Source organism: Hoylesella buccalis ATCC 35310 (assembly GCF_025151385.1).
Taxonomy (GTDB): Bacteria; Bacteroidota; Bacteroidia; order Bacteroidales; family Bacteroidaceae; genus Prevotella; species Prevotella buccalis.
Genome location: NZ_CP102287.1, coordinates 1,860,916 through 1,878,277 on the forward strand (window position 1 = coordinate 1,860,916; position 17,362 = coordinate 1,878,277).

The window sequence follows — 17,362 nt, forward strand, 5'->3', positions numbered from 1 at the left end:
AATCAACGACATTTGTAGTTGTTAAAAGACCTTTCGTTTGTTAAATCAATTCATTTTCTTTGACAAAATAAAAATGAGAAATAGACATAATTTGGAGATTTTTTAGGCGTTCAAAGCCTTAAATTCATCATCTTCTACCCAATTCACATGGAACAAACCAGCTATTACCATGCTTTAACCGCCTAATTTACATGCTTTAACCACCCAATCTGTAACATATTGAAGGGCTTTTTGCACCAAAAAAAAGGAGTTTTTGCATCAAACAGTTTGCTTTTTGATTTTGCTTAACGATAAAAAAAATCATGTAAGACACTAATAATCAAACAGATAACAAAACCTTTGCATTATTAGCATATTTACGACACAAGAACAAGTTGGTTGAAAAAACGCCCGGCATTTGTGTTAAAAAAAACGTTGCGACAGAAGAAATTTCACTGAAAAACATTCCGTTTGATCTAAAAAACGAAAAGCAATCTTGTCAATGAAAGAGCCATGTTATGTGAAGATAAAAAACATTGGAGCATTCAGTTTCTCGAGAAAACGACATTGAGAAGCTCCACTTTTATCAAGACACACAATTTACAGGTAAGCCTAATTGGGTTGTTGTTCTGTTGTGGTAGAAAGACTCTTTCTGCATACATACCAAGCAAACAGCAGTACTACCATATAACCTACCCATGGAATAAAAAAAGGAATCACCATATTTGTTGTATCTGCAACATAACCCATCAACAGGAACCCGCAACCTCCGATAGGGGTCATCATCAATAATGACGATGCACTCTTAGTTAGATTTCCTAAATGGCTCAATGAAAGCGCAAAAATAGTGGGAAACATGATAGCCTCAAACAGATAGTTAGCAATGAGGGCTATCATCGAAACTTTTCCTATATCCATCAATACCAGTCCTACACTACACACACATCCCACAGCACAATACAAAAGCATTTTTTGTGGAAGAATGCGCCGCATAATCCAACTTCCCAAGAATCGTCCCACCATGAAGAAGGCCAGCGCCCCCGTGAGCACTACAGAAGCCAAGTTATCGGTCATCCATCCCTGCCCAGTCACAAAGTTGATAAAATAACTGTTGATAGAGATTTCTGCCACTTCGTAGGCCAATAGGGCAAACAGTCCGAAGACAAACAGCTTGTGCCTCCACAACTTTGAATAATTGTTGCCTTGCGCCTGATCCTCAACCGTTTGCTGGTGCTGTATTTCAGGTAGGTCTACGCGTGCGAATACCACGGCGATGGCCAAGACCAAAGCACCGAGAATGGTGTAGGGAACCACCACGTTGCCGCCCGTTTCTGAGCCGTTGAACAGGAACTGCCCAACCACCAAGGTGGCGAACAGGCTTCCCAAACCGTTAAAACTCTGTGACAGATTGAGCCTGCTTGTTGACGTTTCGCTCGGTCCCAGCTCCGTGACATACGGATTGGCTGCCGTCTCCAGGAACACCAGTCCGCACCCAATGACAAACAGAGCGGCCAGATAAACATAAAATTCGCCTATCTGCGCCCCGGGAATGAATAGTAACGCACCAACACCAAACAATAACAGGCCGAAGACAACGCCCCGCCTATAGCCATTGCGGTTGATGAAAATACCGGCAGGGATGGCCATGAGGAAGTAACCCAGATAAGTGGTTACCTGTATCCAGGCCGACTGTGTGATAGATATGTCAAGAACATTCTGAAAATGTTTGTTGAGCACATCCAGGATAGCACGGGCAAATCCCCAGAGAAAAAACAGGGAGGTGATGAGGACAAAGGGTATGGTGTAACGCTTGTCGGTTAGTTTGTGGTCGTTTGGTTTCATGTCGTTTTCTACTTAACAGTATATATATAGGTATCTGCACCACGCCCATTCCGCTTGATGTGGTAGCAAGTAGACAAACACCTGTTGGCGACAAAGATAATGATTTTCAGACAAAATCACCTTGTTTTCGCACAAGAATCAGTGCCGTGAGTGTAACATGGAGGAAAAATGGAGCGTTATTTTGCCATACAAACCTACATGCAAGTTTATGTCGAGCAGACATAATAAATAGGTATGGGTATTGTAAAAGCGATTGGAAAAATGCCTACTTCTGGGTATGCCATATTTTTTACCAGCTGAAAAAGTTGCCATACCTTTGCACCTCGGAATAAACATTAGTTATTTTTTTTTACATCAAGTTAGTGAAAATGTTAAGAAACATCCAACGTACACAAAAGAACGGACAGATGCGGTACACTCTCCTGAAAGGCTGCATGGCGCTGCTGCCACTATTAAGTTTGGTTGCGGCACCTGCAATTGCACACGACAGTATGGAGAAGGTGGCTGACAAATCCGAGAATGGAAACCTTACACTCAGGATAACAGATGCGGTGACAGGCGAACCCATACCTGGTGCCATGGTGAAAGCTGATGACGCCAAGATATATGTGACCGATGCCTCGGGCAACTGCGTCATGACGGTAAAAGACCAAACCAAGAAAATCAAGATTACCGTAACATCGGTGGGGTATAAGAATTATACAGCCAACATATCCCCCCGTGCAGGTATCATCCCAATAAAGCTGAAGGAAGATGCGCAGATGCTGGGCGGTGTAACGGTGACATCGAAAAAAAGACACACCGACATCATGCAGCAAACCAAGACGCTGGATCAAGATATGCTCGAAAAAGGTGGTGCCACCTCGTTGGCAAAATTGTTGGAAACGGTGCCGGGAGTTAGCTCTATCAGCACGGGAAGCACTATCGCCAAACCTGTAATACAGGGTATGCACAGCAGTAGGATATTGCTGATGAACAACGGAGTGAAATTAGAAAGTCAGAGTTGGGGAGCCGATCACGCCCCTGAACTTGACTACACTGGGTCGAGTATGGTAGAAGTTGTAAAGGGTGCCGAATGTATCCGTTACGGCTTTGGCGCCATGGGAGGTGTGGTATTGCTCAACGATGCGCCCCTACCCTATGGACATAACAAGCCCGTGGTACAGGGAAGCGTCAACATGGGCTATGACACCAACGCACGAGGGTTTAGCGGCTCGGGGACTATAGAGTCAGGTTACAAAAACTTTGGTCTGCGTGTGCATGGAAACTATACCAAGGGTGGCGACTATCGCACGGCGGATTACATCCTGAACAACACGGGATATAACACCATCAGCATGTCGGCCATGGGCGGAGTGAAGACAGGCAAGGTAACCGCCACGCTGTTTTCCAGCCTGTACTATCAACGCAGTGGCATTTATTATGCCAGCAAGATATCCGACATGGACCAACTTATCAAGCGTTTTGAATATGGAAGACCCGACGAACAAACATTCTTCCCCTTCTCTTACGAAATAAAACCGCCATTTCAACAGTCACAGCATTTCACCGTAAAGGGCGACATCAAGTGGGACATCAATAAAAATCATAAAATAGATGTCACAGGCTCCTATCAAGTAAACTTGCGCCAAGAGTTTGAAAACCGCAAGAAAACGCAGTGGAGCTGGATACCTATGCAGGACTTGATGCTGAGTACTTACAAACTTGATGCGCTGTGGAACGCCAAATGGAACAAATGGGATATGACCTCAGACGTGGGATTATCAAACTCATATCAAGAAAACTATAACTATCCGGGAACCAAACAGCCAGCCTTTGTACCTAACTTTGCAGCATTGTCCATGGGTGGTTTCTTCCTACATAAGGTGAAAATCCACAAATTGCAGTGCGCCTTAGGCATGCGCTACGACTTCCGCGTCATGTCGGTGAATGGTTATACCACAACAAGCAACTACACCTATTATGACGATTTCAAAATCTACAGCAATTTTACCAGCAGTCTTGCGACACATTATCAGTTCAACGACAACTGGGATGCAAGGTTCAACGTCGGATGGTCGTGGCGTCCACCCGATATCAATGAACTGTATGCCATTGGTTTGCAAGACGGTTCGTATTGGGTTGTGGGCAACAGACACTTGGAAAGTGAACGTGGGTGGAAATCTGTTTTGGGCGGACGTTACCGCAACACATGGCTTTCGGTAGAGCCCAGTGCTTTCTTTCAAAAAATCAACAGTTATATCTACGACCACATTGGCGAAGGTAAAGAGCGTTTTCACAATCACCCCAGTGGCAAATATCCAAAGTTTATGTACGATCAGGACGATGTGAACTTGTATGGAGGCGATATAGAAGCCACTGTGAACCCCATGAAAGGACTGGCGATTGTGGCGAAAGGAGAGTGGATTTTTGCACGCAACATCACGCGTAATGACTGGTTGCCGTTTATGCCTTCTGACCGATATGGACTATCGGGAACATACGAAAAGGCTTTCGGTAGCGACAAAAAATATTATGCTTCCGTCAACCTATCGGGCATTTATGTTACCAAACAAACACGTTTCGACCCCGACAAAGACCTGGTACCAGCATCGCCAGATGCGTACTTCTTGCTTAACGGTTCAGCCGACCTAACCATACGACTGCCCCAGAAACGACAGGTAAAACTGATGCTTGTAGGCGAAAACATCCTCAACGCATTATATAAGGAGTACACAGATAGATTTAGATATTATGCACACGAACGAGGTGTCAACCTCTCTGTAAGGACATTGATTAAATTTTAACGATAGACATGAAACGAATATTCAAACATATAAACATCCTGCTCATCGCATTGGCAACCATAAACGTTGGTTGTTCTGACGAGGCAGTAGACGATTTCTTCAAAAAAATTGTGAAAGCACCACCTTCGCACATTGAACGTGACGTGAAAGGACACGACCAAATCTACTCTGTACATGCCATCTTGCGAATGGGTTTCAAAGGAGGACAAATAGGTGTTGGCATCAATGGGGATGAAATGGTGGATGTGTACAATGTTTACGAGACTATGGCAGACTCACTTTCTCTCCCCATTCGACAAGAGATAGATATGTCACGAAACGATGATGGAGAAATCACCATCACCACGCAGCGCGACCATTTTGATGTCATTGCATCAGATGAGATTTACTATGGATTGGAGTTGATTTACTACGACATGAATGGGAAACCCATCAATCACCAGTTTTCAAGTCTGCCATGGAAGAAATCAGCTGACAATGAGGTCATCCCTGATCCAGAAAACTCTACCTTGATGGTGCATCAACACTTCTTTGGCATTGGCAGTTCATCATTGAAAAGAGACTCGGGAGTAACCGTAACGCACGACCAAAGGCAGCTGTTCGACCAAGGAAACACGACACTCCAGATGGCTTTCCCACGTACTTTGGAAGAAACACCGCACTATTACAACCGATATACCTTCAGACAAGAGAATGGAGAAGGCATCAGAGCGTCCAAGTTCAGCTTGAATAACGTCTATGTTCCTATGGAGAAAGGTTTCAAACCCGACGAGCTTCAGGTGCCATTCAACAATGAGTTGGCATGGGAGTCCATACGACGGTCGGGCAAGCCTGCATCTTTAGACAAGTTCAACTTCAAGGGTTCTGACTACTGGTTGTATAAATCGGTGGACTACATGCAGCTCAACAAGCTCACACACGAAATATTCACCTACGAATACCGTGATACAGACCCCGTAGACAAGTACTTGGGTTACTTCTATGATGAGCACTCAAACGACGATTTTATCGACAAAGACGGCATGGCACGCGATAGATATGGCAACACCGTAGGACTATTAAGACAGAAGAGAACATTAACTCCAGAAGAATCTTACGACCACTTAGGTTTTAAAGGGATGCTGCAATTCAAGCAAGCCAACATGGCTTTCCAACTACAAGTGAAGATTTGTCATATCCTGAACAAGGTCGCCCGTGGCGACGGAAGGGAGTATCCTGCCAAATATGGCAACAAAGACAATGCACAAAATGGCTTTGTATGGAACTTTGACCAATTGCAAAATGGGTGGGACAGCTTTGATATAGACTATCCACTGTCTATCCGCGTGATTGGCAACACCAAGGATGGAAAAGACAAGTGCGTGAATGATATCTTGAAGATTTATCCAAAAGCGGATAAGATACAATTGGAAAAGATGCTTTTCAACCCCAGTGACTACTTCAGTAGATATCGACATGATAGGGTATTTATGTAAAACAATGATAGTAAACAGAAGAAACAATCACATGAAAAAATATATATTCAACACATTATGGGCTGTCGCTGCGATGCTGACCTGTACCTCTTGTACGGATTTCATCTTTGGAAACGAACACATCGACTATGAGGACAACCCACTTGACAAACGCTTGATGCAGTTTAGTGGTGCCGACAAGATTGCCGACAGTCTGAAAAATGTCAAGGGAACACCATACACCAACAAAGACGAGGGTGGTGCATTCAATAATTGGTACAATTGCCTCATCATGTTCAAAGAAGGGCATAAGCACGGTGAGAACATGATTCACGGCAACGCTATCTACCCTCATGCTCCGTATTCACAAGAAGAATTCGCAGTAGTTCATAACAATGCGCAGTGGCCTACGGTGGAAGTATTGAGCAAGAAGAATGCGACGTTCTTTGAAAGGGAAGCAGGAAAGGAAGGTCCCAAAGATTATATACGTCTTATTGGTGGACATCTGAAGCGGTGGGGCATGGTACTCTACTTCTTCGACAAAGACGGAAGACTGATGAATGATGATATCTTGAACAATTCAGATCAATACCAAATCTTCTTCACCGTTAGCGATCTTGATGACAAAGGTAATCCTTACGAGGTGATGGACTGCCGAGGAACATGGAAACAGCCAAGAAAGAAAAGGGCTGACGAGACCGACGAGGAGTATTGTAACGACGTAAACAAAGACTTGTCACTCGTAGACACAACTCCTGTTCCTGCCACTGACTTTGCCGAAAAGACAACCTGGGAAGACCGTGCCGCCGCCACACCCGACGTATTCTATTACGAATATAGAGACACATGGCAGCATGATTTGATGAGCGACGGTGCCCGCGACATGTTCAACCAAAAGTTATTACCCCCGTTAGATCGCAACGATGCTGCTAATGGCTATGTTTGGGACCCCGACCAAGACAGGGTTGGACTGAAAGGACATATCACCTTTGGCGGGTGGAGCAACAACGAACTGGGCTGGAGAGACCGACAAGGATGGCCTTATCTCATCAAGAGCAGACGCGATACTTATATAGGAACACCTTGGCGCATGAACCGTGACTCCTATTTGTTGCCAAAATTCTACCTTTCGGTGCGCATTATGAAATGTGAGAAAGGCAAGAAGGCACTCATCCCAGCAAAGGCTTATCAGTATGGGGTAGATGGGCTATACCGTCATCCCACTTATGAATTTTCAAGTAAATTTGTTTGTACCGACTATAATGCGCCTTTCCGTACCGAATGGTACAAAGAGAAAGGAGTTATTCAAGAGGTAACACAATGGACAGAAGTGGCACGATTCAACATCCCCATTAAAGTGTTTTGCAGTTCATACGACTCGGATCCTACCGCTGCCGACCCCTATGAACCATTCTACTATTATATGGGACGCGAAATGAACCTCTCACCTGTTGATGCCATGGAGGCAGCAAGTGGCGTACAAACCAACTCCATAGGCGGAGGAAGAGGCTTCGCCAACTGGTATTTATAATCTAAAACCTACTTGCAAGGACATGATTACTCTTTTTCTTTAAAAAGAACATTTCACAAGGAGTGACACACAGAAAAAAAATATTTCAAATATATACTAACAAAAATAAAACATTGATAAACATGAAAAGAATAAAACTTATCGGAAGTAATTTAGCATTGTTTGCTGTGTTATTGGCAACAATAGGTTGCACACGAACAACTGGTACAGAGGGCTCGGACACCTCAGAAACAAAAATCGATCACCTTATTATCAAGGAAGTTTTCTATATAGGACATGAATACACCAAACTACAGAATGGGAAAATAGCTAAATATGGTGGCTATAATTTCTACGACAAGGATCAATACATCGTCATTTACAATCCTACCGACGAAGTGAAATACCTTGACGGCATGGCTCTTGCCGTCCACGGCATCATACCCGGAGAACCTAAACGCGAGTTTGCACTTGGCGATGATTTTCGCGATAAGTACTTTGGCATACAGTCATTGGCCATGTTCCCCACAGACCAACAAGGCTCAGGGAAAATGTATCCTATCATGCCAGGCGAGAGTAAGGTGATTGCGGCATTTGCCATTGACCACGCTGAGACTTTTAAAGCAGAAATCAAAGAGCAGGAAAAAATGGCGAAAGAGGAGGCAACAGAAGACTATCCTTATATTCCTTCGGTGTACAAAGGCATGGATGAATTCATAAATTTGAGCAAGGCAGACTTTGAGTGGACCAATGTCAACTACTTGAACAGCGAGGACCAAAAGCTGAACAACCCGCAAGTAAAAGACATGCAACCTATCTTGGTTGTCGATGATGAGCCAGTATTGCAGTTTCCCACAATTCTTGCAGAAGATGTGTGCATAGCACTCATTGAGGTGCCATGGACTACCGAAGACTTCCGCGCAAACAGAAAGGAAGACAAGGCCAACAAAAAACCTGGCTACCAACACAGAATTTATACCAACAATGGTGCAGCAGGATTGGAGGTAACGGAGGTTCCAATGGTGAAAGTAATTGACTGTGTTACCATTTGTCCTACAAAGCCACAGATGATTCCGTGCGAGAAAATGGACAAAGGCTACCATGGCGTAACAACCACTCCATTGAAAGCAGTACCCAATCAACAATGGAACAAATATTCAGGACTGTCAATTGCCCGTAAGTGGGATGGCAAAAAATTTGTCGACGGCAATAATTCCACACAAGACTTTGAGGTGATTTATGCCACGTTGGGCAAGAAACAAGGCAAGCCTACCATAGAGAAAGGTAATCAAAACAAGCCAAGCAAATAATCACTTGCCCATTAACAACCATCTCAAAATTCTCATACATACATCTGTACGCAAGTTGTCACATCCTCATGTGCTACTTGCGTACTGTTTTTATGGCGATACGTTTTATGCATACCCCATCGAATATTGCCTCAAACTTCAGGGGTAAGCTTTGCGAACTAAAGATTTGTCAGCCTTGTGACCTACACACCAGATAGTATTTCCCTTAACAAGAAGGTGGCATTTTGATTGCGAGCAATACCAGGAGTGATTTTGTAAGAGTAGGTCACATCCTGCCCTAATGCTATCTCGAAGCAATAATTGTGAAAACGTACTCCCGCCATTTTCGACAATTCCAAATCGTGTGTGGCAATGACACCCGTCACGGGCAATGCCGACACCGCTTGTAAAAACAAACGCGAACCATTGAGCTTGTCCGCCGAGTTGGTTCCTTTCAATATCTCATCCAGAATAATCAGCGTTTGCGAATTGTGCTGACACGCCGTAAGAAGTTGTTTCAGACGCAACAGTTCGGCATTGAAATAAGAGATACCATGCGCCAAGTCGTCGGTGGTGCGCATGCTACTGAACAGGCTATATGCCGACACACGCAGCGATGTGGCAAACACGGGCATGCCGTTCATTGCCAAGATGTAGTTGATGCCCAACGCTCTAAGGAAAGTACTTTTACCTGCCATGTTGGCTCCCGTAATGATATAATAGTGACGATGCTGCAATGTAAAATCGTTGCGCACCGCCTTTGCGCCCAAGAAAGGATGGTACAGTCCCACCGCCTCGTACACCATTTCCTCGCTCGCTACCACTTCTGCCCTACCCGCTTGCGGCTCGTTGTAACGAAAAGTCGCCATGCTCACCAAGCCATCTATCTCGCTAATGGCATCTATCCACACAGGTACTTGACCTAAATATTGCCGTTGCCACCGCAGGAAACGGCGCACCAAGAAGTAATCGCTCAAGAACAACGCATCCATCAGAAAGAGCCCAAGGATGTTGCCACGCCTGTCCAAGCCGTTCAGGATGTCATTCAGCTGGTCGAACGATTGTCTTGCTCCTTGCAACACATCGACAATTGCTGCATTTTGAGGCGTGGTAAAGGCCGTTGTCTCACTCACTTGCCGTATCAACTCTACATACACTTGCAACTGTTCGTGCAGCTTGTCAACCGCCTTACTAATGACTCTGCAAGCACCCGAACAAACAAAAAACACACCGAAGAAATGCAAGATGCCCCACCATAAGGGCAGTTGGGCACTCACCCAGCCTGCCACGGATGCCACGACAGCTGCAAACAGCCCAACTATGAGCAAGCACGCCAGCACGAAAGTCCATCGCCTCGCGGCAAAAGTGGGTATCTGCAACGACTTAATCTCTTGCAGTGCCTGCCGTATCAAGGCAGAATCAATCCTTCCGTCAGCGCCTAATGCCATGAAAGTGGCTCGCCATGGTTCCATAGAAGCCAACTCATCAACGGCTTCGGCACGTGCAGACCGATTGGCAACCGACGACAGTTGAGCCGCCAGCCAGTCACTACCGCCCGTGGTCACCGTGCGGTTGATGCGCTGAAACAACGAGTCCTTCCCAAACACATCCAAATCGAACGTAAACGGATGGTGTGCATCCACGTACCGTTCTCCGTCATTGAAGCACGAAAAGTCGCCATTCAGGTAAGAAAGTTCGTGCAGATAAACCTTTCGGAGATTAGAGAAACGATGCACCTGCTCATCGTTTTTCACATCCATCAGGCGTACCAAAGCATACAACAGCAAGGAAATCGCCGACAAGACAAGGGGCAACGCGCCCCACGACACGAGGGTATAAAGGACTAAAAAGGCCAGGAACAAAAGAAAAAAGACAATTTGTCCCGCCACGAACAAACGGCTTTTTTGCTTGAGTTGAGCAATCTCACCAGCCAATCGTCGTTCTTTTTCAGTATAAAATATGGATAGGTTCATCTTCTGTCAATTGTTAGCGTTCGTGTAATCTGCGAGCCTCACATGGGCAAGCAGCGTGAACAAAGGTACGAAAAACTTGTTGATTGATAGGACAATATGGGTGGTTAAAAATGAAAAAGGCTATTCTGTTATCCAGAATAGCCTTTTCAATAGGGGGATGAAGAATGTCCCTTACATTACGGTCAGCTTATTTCACCAATACTTTCTGTACATCGTTGCCCTTCTTGAGGAGATAAACACCGGCAGAAAGACCATCGAGCGTGGTGCCTACATACTGTCCTTTGAGGTTGTAAACGGCCACTCTTTCAGACTTAGAAGCTACTACTTGGTTGATTCCTGTTACGTTTTTCTTATCGTAAACACTAACCGTTGTTTGATTTTTTGCATTCGTAATAACCGCTACCACATCCTTATTTTTAGCAACAGACACGATGGAATCGGGAGCAGCAGACTTCACTGTTCCATCAGCCGTAACCCAATAATTGAGTTGAGCCGTTAAAGAATGGTCGTCAGTCTTTTCAGCATAACCTGCCAACAGAACTTCTCCATTGTTGACGAGCATATCAAAAAGGCCTTGTGCATAATGGTTTACATCACCTTCGTCATACGCATCGCCTGCAACCCAGTTAAGGGCGAGGTCGGCAGCATTGAGGGATGCCACGAACAAGGTACGCGGACCGACGGCTTGCAGGTCATTGTTAAAAGGATTGCTACCTGCAGAAACGCCACTGACAAACAACTTGTCACCCTCCAACACCATGCGTCCGATTCGATAGTTGTCGCCATCTTTATCGGCTTTCGTCGTGAATGCTTTTGTCACAACGTTGCTTTCACTGATAGACGCCAATACATAAACACGCGGCATGGTGCCCTCTGCTATCTCAGTTGTAAAATCCTTGCTTTCATTTGCCGTGTTGAGTGCCAACTTGCCATAACCTACGAAGGCTGCATAAACGGTTCCATTGGCTACCGTGAAACTCACATCCATGGCATTGAACGTGCCGTCATTGGTCAACATCTCTTTAGAACCAAAGTCGGCAACCGATGTAGCACCCATCAAGTCATCAGCGTTCATCGACATGATGCCTACGCTATGGTTGTCTACATGCATAAAGCCAAAAGCAAAATTGTAACGACCTTTCCAATTAACATTGTCTATGATCACGTCACCATCATGGCGCAAACCCACATACACCTTGCCATTGGATACAGCCAAAGCGGTAGGTTGCACCTCGGCCAGGTTATCGAAATAGGTGTCTGGAGAGACAACATCATAGTTGGTAGCAGCGTCGATCGTACGTACCATCTTGAGGTTTCCGTCTTTGTCATATTTAGCAACGAAGGCAGCGCGGCGGGTAGGCGTGAACGCCCCTTCAATCTTCATGCCATTAGCGGTTTTTGGCACACCGTTAACAGATTCGAATTCAACTTCTTCTGCCAATGTTCCGAGCAGATACACATTACCGTCCGCATCGGTGGTAATCGCGTGAATCAGCGAGTTACCCACCAATCCAACGGCCCAAAGCTCCTTGCCATCAGCACTATATTTTGCCAAATAAGCCGGTGTGAGGCCATCTGGATCTAAATATGAGCTACCAAAGGTGAGATCATTGTTATAAGTACCCGTAGTGAAAACACTACCATCAGCAGCAACTGCAGTTTTGGTGCCACCTAATTTCTTTGCTTCCGTAACAGGTGTCAGTGTTTTAGACCACTTGGCAGCCTGTTTGAACACCTGAGCCTGTACTGTTATGTTTGCCACAACAGCCACGATTACTAGTAAAATCTTTTTCATACGCTAAAAATTTAAATCATGAATATTATTTCAAAATTGCACAACTCCCACTCAAAGACAGTTCATGTACCTCGACAAGGTGTTGCCTATTTCATTAAAAACCGCTCTGAAGAATCATCATTTTGTCCATGCTTCCAAATTTGGATTGGCTGCCACAGCCTCGGCAGGGAATCGGAGTGTGTAGCGAGCGTCATGCTCCTTCAACTCAAAGGTCTCGTCCTTGTAGGTTTTGGTCAGTGCTGGTTGCGTGGTTCTTCGCAAGTCATCCCAACGGAAGCCCTCGAAACAAAGTTCACGAAAACGCTCAAGATAAATATCAGTGAGCAAATCTTGTTGGTTCATTTCCTGAACTTCGGCAGTGTAAGTAGCAATGACAGAGGGTTTGTACCGCTTGCTCATCAGTTGAGTAAGATACGCCTTGGCATCAGACAACTGGTTTAATTGCGCCGCAGCTTCGGCTGCTATCAAGTAAGCTTCGGCCGACCTGAACGAGCAACGATATTCATTGCTGCCCCCTTTGAGCAACAAATACGTCTGCGAACCCTTACGCTCCAAGTACTTTGTCTTACGCTGGTCGCCTTTTTTAAAGACTGCTATGAACTGCTGGGATGGTTTTCCGGCTTTTTTATAGCTATTGGTCATCACCTGCTCGAGTGCCACAATCGATTCAACCGACTTGTAATGATCGGGCAACAAGCCGTTAGACGCATTCAAGTCCTGTAGCTCGCCATGCTGCTTGATGACCTCTTGAGCCGCAGTGAGCGCCTCTTGCCAGTCGCCTTTGTACAAACAAACGCGCGCTTTCAATGCTTGTGCCGAAATAACATTGAAGCGATAGGTTTGACCTTCGTCCCACTTCTCCACGTTAAGATGCTTCTGAGCCTCTGCAATATCAGCCAAAACCTGGTCGTAAACCGCCTTCAAACTGCTGCAACGAGGAATGGCATTGACGTCTGGCTCCAGCAAAACGGGCACGCCGCGCGTTGTTTCAGGATTGACTTTGGTATAAGGTTGTGCGAACATGTTGGCCAACAAGAAATGACAATATGCCCGAAGCATATACGATTCGCCTACTAATTGGCGCACTTCAGCTTGGCTGTATCCGGTGATTTCGTTTTGGTGTTCGATAAGATAGTTGGCGATGTAGATAACATGCCAATAGCGACGCCAGTTTGGTGAGGTTGTGGTAGGCGAAGGAGCTTCATCATTCCATCGCCATATATCAAAATAGGTGTCGTAATCATTGGGGTCTGTAACAACCGGACTCAATTCCATCTCGTCGCTTCTGAGTGTCATCAGCCCCCTGTCTTCGGGAAAGGTAGAGTATTCGTAGGTAAGCATGGCGCGGTATTCCTCGCCGGTCTTGGCAATCACTTTGCCCGTTGGCGTGATGTCAAGAAAGCTGTCACAACTTGTCATCAGTGCGGACAGCCCCACGCATAATATAAATATTTGAAGCTTCTTCATCATCATTCAATTTTAAAAGTTCAAGTTCAAGCCAAAGATTACGCTCTTTGGAATAGGCTGAGCAAATGGATTTCCCATCGTTTCAGGATCCAAGTAATTGGTGTAGTTGCTTGCCATGACAAACAAGTTGCGTGCTTCCACCGAGACGGACGCATTGGCAATGCCCACACGGTTCACCCATGTTTTTGGCAATTTGTAACCCAACCGGACGCTTTGCAGGCGCATATAGCTGTTGTTTCGCACCCAAGTATCCAGCATGCTGTAGGTGTTGTACTCCGAATATTGAACATATTCCGGAACACGATAGCCACTCACCATCAAACGAGGGAACGTAGTGTTCGTGTGATTGGCTGTCCATCGGCTTAAAATATCACGGTTGGTGTTCAAGCCTCTGTCATAGTTTGTGGGCGAATAAGTGGGCTGCACCCGTACCTTCATGCCTAAATTAAAGATGAAGTTCACGCCCAATTGCCAATCTTTGTATTCAAAATGGTTAATGAATCCACCCGACACCTTCGGGTCTGTCGTGCCCATGTAGGTGTAAAGGTTGCGTTGCTTTTCTGCCGAAAGCGTGCTTGCTCCCGCCTTGTTCAATTTAAAAAATTCCTCGGCCGTGAGCTTTTCACCGGCTGCACCAACGAACACAGGATAACCTTCGGCATCCAATCCGGCTGTTTTGTAGGCGAAGATGGCACCTACGGGATAGCCTTCGCGCCCTGGGTAGGTGGAGTTTTCAGCCACACTCTCATTCAATATCTTATTAGTATTGAAGCCTAAGTTCAAATTGGTGGTCCAATGAAAGTCCTTGGTGTAGATGTTTCGCGAGCCTAAAGCAATCTCCCATCCTTTGTTTTCCATGCTTGCCCAGTTGATGGTAGTAGCTGCAAAGCCTGTTTCCAAGGGCAACATACGCATGCCGATGAGGTCACTACTGCGTCGATAGTAATAGTCTACCGACAACGTCAGCGCGTTATTCAACACGGCAATGTCCGTTCCGAGGTTCACGTTCTTGGTCTTTTCCCAACGCAAGTCAGGGTTAGGAGCGGTCTCTGCCTTAATCATTTGCTCACCCTTTCCAGGCAATATCGATGTTTTGTCATACAAACCGATGAGGTACGGCGATGTGTTTTTGTCGATGTTGCCTTGTATTCCATACGATGCACGCAGTGCGAAATTGTTCAGCCATTTGGCATTTTTCAGGAATTTCTCTTGATGCACGCGCCACAATGCACTGACAGAGTACAACGGCAGATACCGATATTTCTTGGCAACGCCGAACACATCCGAGCCATCGAAGCGCACACTTCCGCCCAACGTATAGCGATAAAGCAGCGTGTACGACCCTGTTGCAAACCATGACACATACGCATTCTCGGCCTTGTTCTCGCGATGAAGCGGCAAACTCTCGGCCGAAACCTCGCTTGGGAAGATGACAGGATGAGTGGTCAGGGTACGTGCGTCATACCCGTATGCAGCTGAATAAATTGATTCCGAATCGATGTGTCGCACTTCCGAACCTGCCAACAGCTCCACGTCGTGTATCTTATTGAATCGGCGCGCATATTCGAGCATGGCTTTCCAAGTCCATTGCAGGCTGTTATAACTGGTGGTTTTATGGGTTCCTCCCTCGGGCAAATACGACCGTTTGCCATCCTTGAAATCGTAAACCGTATTGAGTTTTTCCTTTCTCATGGCATAACTGTTCTCTCCGGCGTACTTCTCCAGTGAGTAGTTGTCGTATTGCAAACCAAATTGAGAAGTCAGTTTCAGGTCTTTGGTGAACTGCAATTCAGCGTCAAAGATAGCCATCATCGAACGGTCTGTACGTCGGTTGTGGCTGTTCTCCCGCTCTTCAAAGATGTTGAAATTCAGCGATGACGTCTCTTTTCCCTGCACGTTGGTGTCATAGTTGTATTTCCCATCGATGAAAGGCTGGAAATATGGGTTGGCCAACCGCGAGTAATACACAGGATTGGTAAATCCGTTCGTGTCGGTAAGATAACTACTTTGCTTGCGCTGATTGGCATACACAGATGCGCCCAGCTTCAAGATTTTATTGATGCGATAGTCGGTTTTCAACGTCATGTTAAAGCGCTTGTTATCAACACCCTTCACATTTCCCTGCTCATCATAATAGCCTACCGAGGTATAGTACTTGGCACGGTCGCTACCACCCGCCACGCTGGCGTTGTACTCTTGATTGAACGCACTGCGCAACAAGATGTCATTCCAGTCGGTGTTGATGTTTCTAAGTGCGTTAATCTGTGTTTGTGCCGATGGTGACAACGCATTCCAACCACCTTTCTTATATGCCTCCGTTTCGTTGAGCGTCTTCAAAATATTGGCTACTTCGCCCTTGTTCTCACGGAAAGTATAGTCGGAACCCAATAATCCCAACTCTAAATCCACCTTTTCGTCGGCGTTCAACAGATTCAGACGGTCGATATTCAACTTCGGACTGTAGGTGTATTTGGCAGAAAAGTTAATCACTGGACGCCCTTCTTTACCCTTTTTAGTGGTAATCACGATAACGCCATTGGCAGCTCGGGCACCATAAATCGCCGTTGCGGCAGCATCTTTCAATACCGTGATGTTCTCAATATCCGAGGGATTGATACCTGCAATGGACGTTTGATACATGTCATCGATGTCGTTCAGGTTCTCCATAGACGGGATATCCGTACCCTCCAAGGGTATACCATCCAACACCCACAGCGGTTCCTGCGTGCCATTGATGGAGGCGGTACCACGAATACGTATCTTCACTGGTGCGCCCGGTGCGCCCGAACTGCTTACCGTAGACAGTCCGGCTATCTGTCCTGCCAGGGCTTGGTCGATGTTCTTCACCGCTCCCACGGCCTTGTCAGAGATGTCAACGGTAGTGACTGCCGCCGTCAACTTGCGTCTGTCAATGCGCTGGTAACCCGTCACCACCACCTCATTGATGGAATGTGCGTCGGGCATCAACACGATTTCATAATGGTTGACACCCGCTTTCAACTTAATGGTTTGCGTGGTGTAGCCAATATAACTAACGGTTATCTCCTTTGTTGACTTATCAACAGGCAGCTTAAACTTACCTTCATAGTCGGTAATGGTACCGCTACTCACCTTGCCACTACCCTTGCTGATGGTGGCTCCAATAAGCGGTTCGTCCTTGAGGTCACCGTCCTTCACGGTTCCGGTGATGATTCTTTCCTGTGCGAAGCCTTGCAAGGCGCATAGCACAAGAAGGAATATTGTATAGATTTTCTTCATCTTGATAGT

Annotated in this window: 9 protein-coding genes; 4 read left to right on the plus strand and 5 right to left on the minus strand. The window is 45.9% G+C overall.

Annotated elements, in window-relative coordinates; all coding sequences use genetic code 11:
• Positions 1-591: 591 nt before the first annotated feature.
• Positions 592-1,821, minus strand: coding sequence for a sugar MFS transporter (locus NQ518_RS07810; protein ID WP_227206315.1), 1,230 nt, complete (start codon positions 1,819-1,821; stop codon positions 592-594).
• Positions 1,822-2,189: 368 nt separating this feature from the next.
• Here NQ518_RS07810 and NQ518_RS07815 point away from each other — a divergent pair, with 368 nt between their 5' ends.
• The 4 genes from NQ518_RS07815 (at position 2,190) to NQ518_RS07830 (ending at position 8,881) form a co-directional block, all read left to right on the plus strand.
• On the plus strand, positions 2,190-4,607 hold the full coding sequence (locus tag NQ518_RS07815) for a TonB-dependent receptor (RefSeq protein ID WP_227206313.1): 2,418 nt from the start codon (positions 2,190-2,192) through the stop codon (positions 4,605-4,607).
• Positions 4,608-4,615: 8 nt separating this feature from the next.
• On the plus strand, positions 4,616-6,082 hold the full coding sequence (locus tag NQ518_RS07820) for a hypothetical protein (protein WP_227206311.1): 1,467 nt from the start codon (positions 4,616-4,618) through the stop codon (positions 6,080-6,082).
• Between the two features lie 31 nt (positions 6,083-6,113).
• A complete protein-coding gene (locus NQ518_RS07825) occupies positions 6,114-7,592 on the plus strand; it encodes a hypothetical protein (protein WP_227206309.1) in 1,479 nt (492 codons plus the stop codon).
• A gap of 122 nt (positions 7,593-7,714) precedes the next feature.
• Positions 7,715-8,881, plus strand: coding sequence for a DUF4876 domain-containing protein (locus NQ518_RS07830; RefSeq protein WP_227206306.1), 1,167 nt, complete (start codon positions 7,715-7,717; stop codon positions 8,879-8,881).
• Positions 8,882-9,063: 182 nt separating this feature from the next.
• Here the strand turns inward: NQ518_RS07830 and NQ518_RS07835 are convergent, their stop codons facing one another.
• The 4 genes from NQ518_RS07835 to NQ518_RS07850 all read right to left on the minus strand — a co-directional run bounded on the left by NQ518_RS07835 (position 9,064) and on the right by NQ518_RS07850 (position 17,353).
• Positions 9,064-10,833 (minus strand): MutS-related protein, encoded by a 1,770-nt coding sequence (locus tag NQ518_RS07835; protein WP_227206304.1) that lies wholly within the window; start codon positions 10,831-10,833, stop codon positions 9,064-9,066.
• Between the two features lie 187 nt (positions 10,834-11,020).
• Entirely contained in the window at positions 11,021-12,628 is a 1,608-nt protein-coding gene (locus NQ518_RS07840) for a cadherin (RefSeq protein ID WP_227206303.1), read from the minus strand.
• A gap of 117 nt (positions 12,629-12,745) precedes the next feature.
• Positions 12,746-14,101, minus strand: a complete 1,356-nt coding sequence (locus tag NQ518_RS07845; protein ID WP_227960192.1) for a RagB/SusD family nutrient uptake outer membrane protein — start codon at positions 14,099-14,101, stop codon at positions 12,746-12,748.
• Positions 14,102-14,107: 6 nt separating this feature from the next.
• A complete protein-coding gene (locus NQ518_RS07850; RefSeq protein WP_227960189.1) occupies positions 14,108-17,353 on the minus strand; it encodes a SusC/RagA family TonB-linked outer membrane protein in 3,246 nt (1,081 codons plus the stop codon).
• Between the last annotated feature and the right edge of the window lie 9 nt (positions 17,354-17,362).

Coding starts and splice junctions, on each gene's coding strand:
- NQ518_RS07810 (WP_227206315.1), bottom strand. CDS start 1,821: ATGAAACCAAACGACCACAAACTAACCGACAAGCGTTACACCATACCC.
- NQ518_RS07815 (WP_227206313.1), top strand. CDS start 2,190: ATGTTAAGAAACATCCAACGTACACAAAAGAACGGACAGATGCGGTAC.
- NQ518_RS07820 (WP_227206311.1), top strand. CDS start 4,616: ATGAAACGAATATTCAAACATATAAACATCCTGCTCATCGCATTGGCA.
- NQ518_RS07825 (WP_227206309.1), top strand. CDS start 6,114: ATGAAAAAATATATATTCAACACATTATGGGCTGTCGCTGCGATGCTG.
- NQ518_RS07830 (WP_227206306.1), top strand. CDS start 7,715: ATGAAAAGAATAAAACTTATCGGAAGTAATTTAGCATTGTTTGCTGTG.
- NQ518_RS07835 (WP_227206304.1), bottom strand. CDS start 10,833: ATGAACCTATCCATATTTTATACTGAAAAAGAACGACGATTGGCTGGT.
- NQ518_RS07840 (WP_227206303.1), bottom strand. CDS start 12,628: ATGAAAAAGATTTTACTAGTAATCGTGGCTGTTGTGGCAAACATAACA.
- NQ518_RS07845 (WP_227960192.1), bottom strand. CDS start 14,101: ATGATGATGAAGAAGCTTCAAATATTTATATTATGCGTGGGGCTGTCC.
- NQ518_RS07850 (WP_227960189.1), bottom strand. CDS start 17,353: ATGAAGAAAATCTATACAATATTCCTTCTTGTGCTATGCGCCTTGCAA.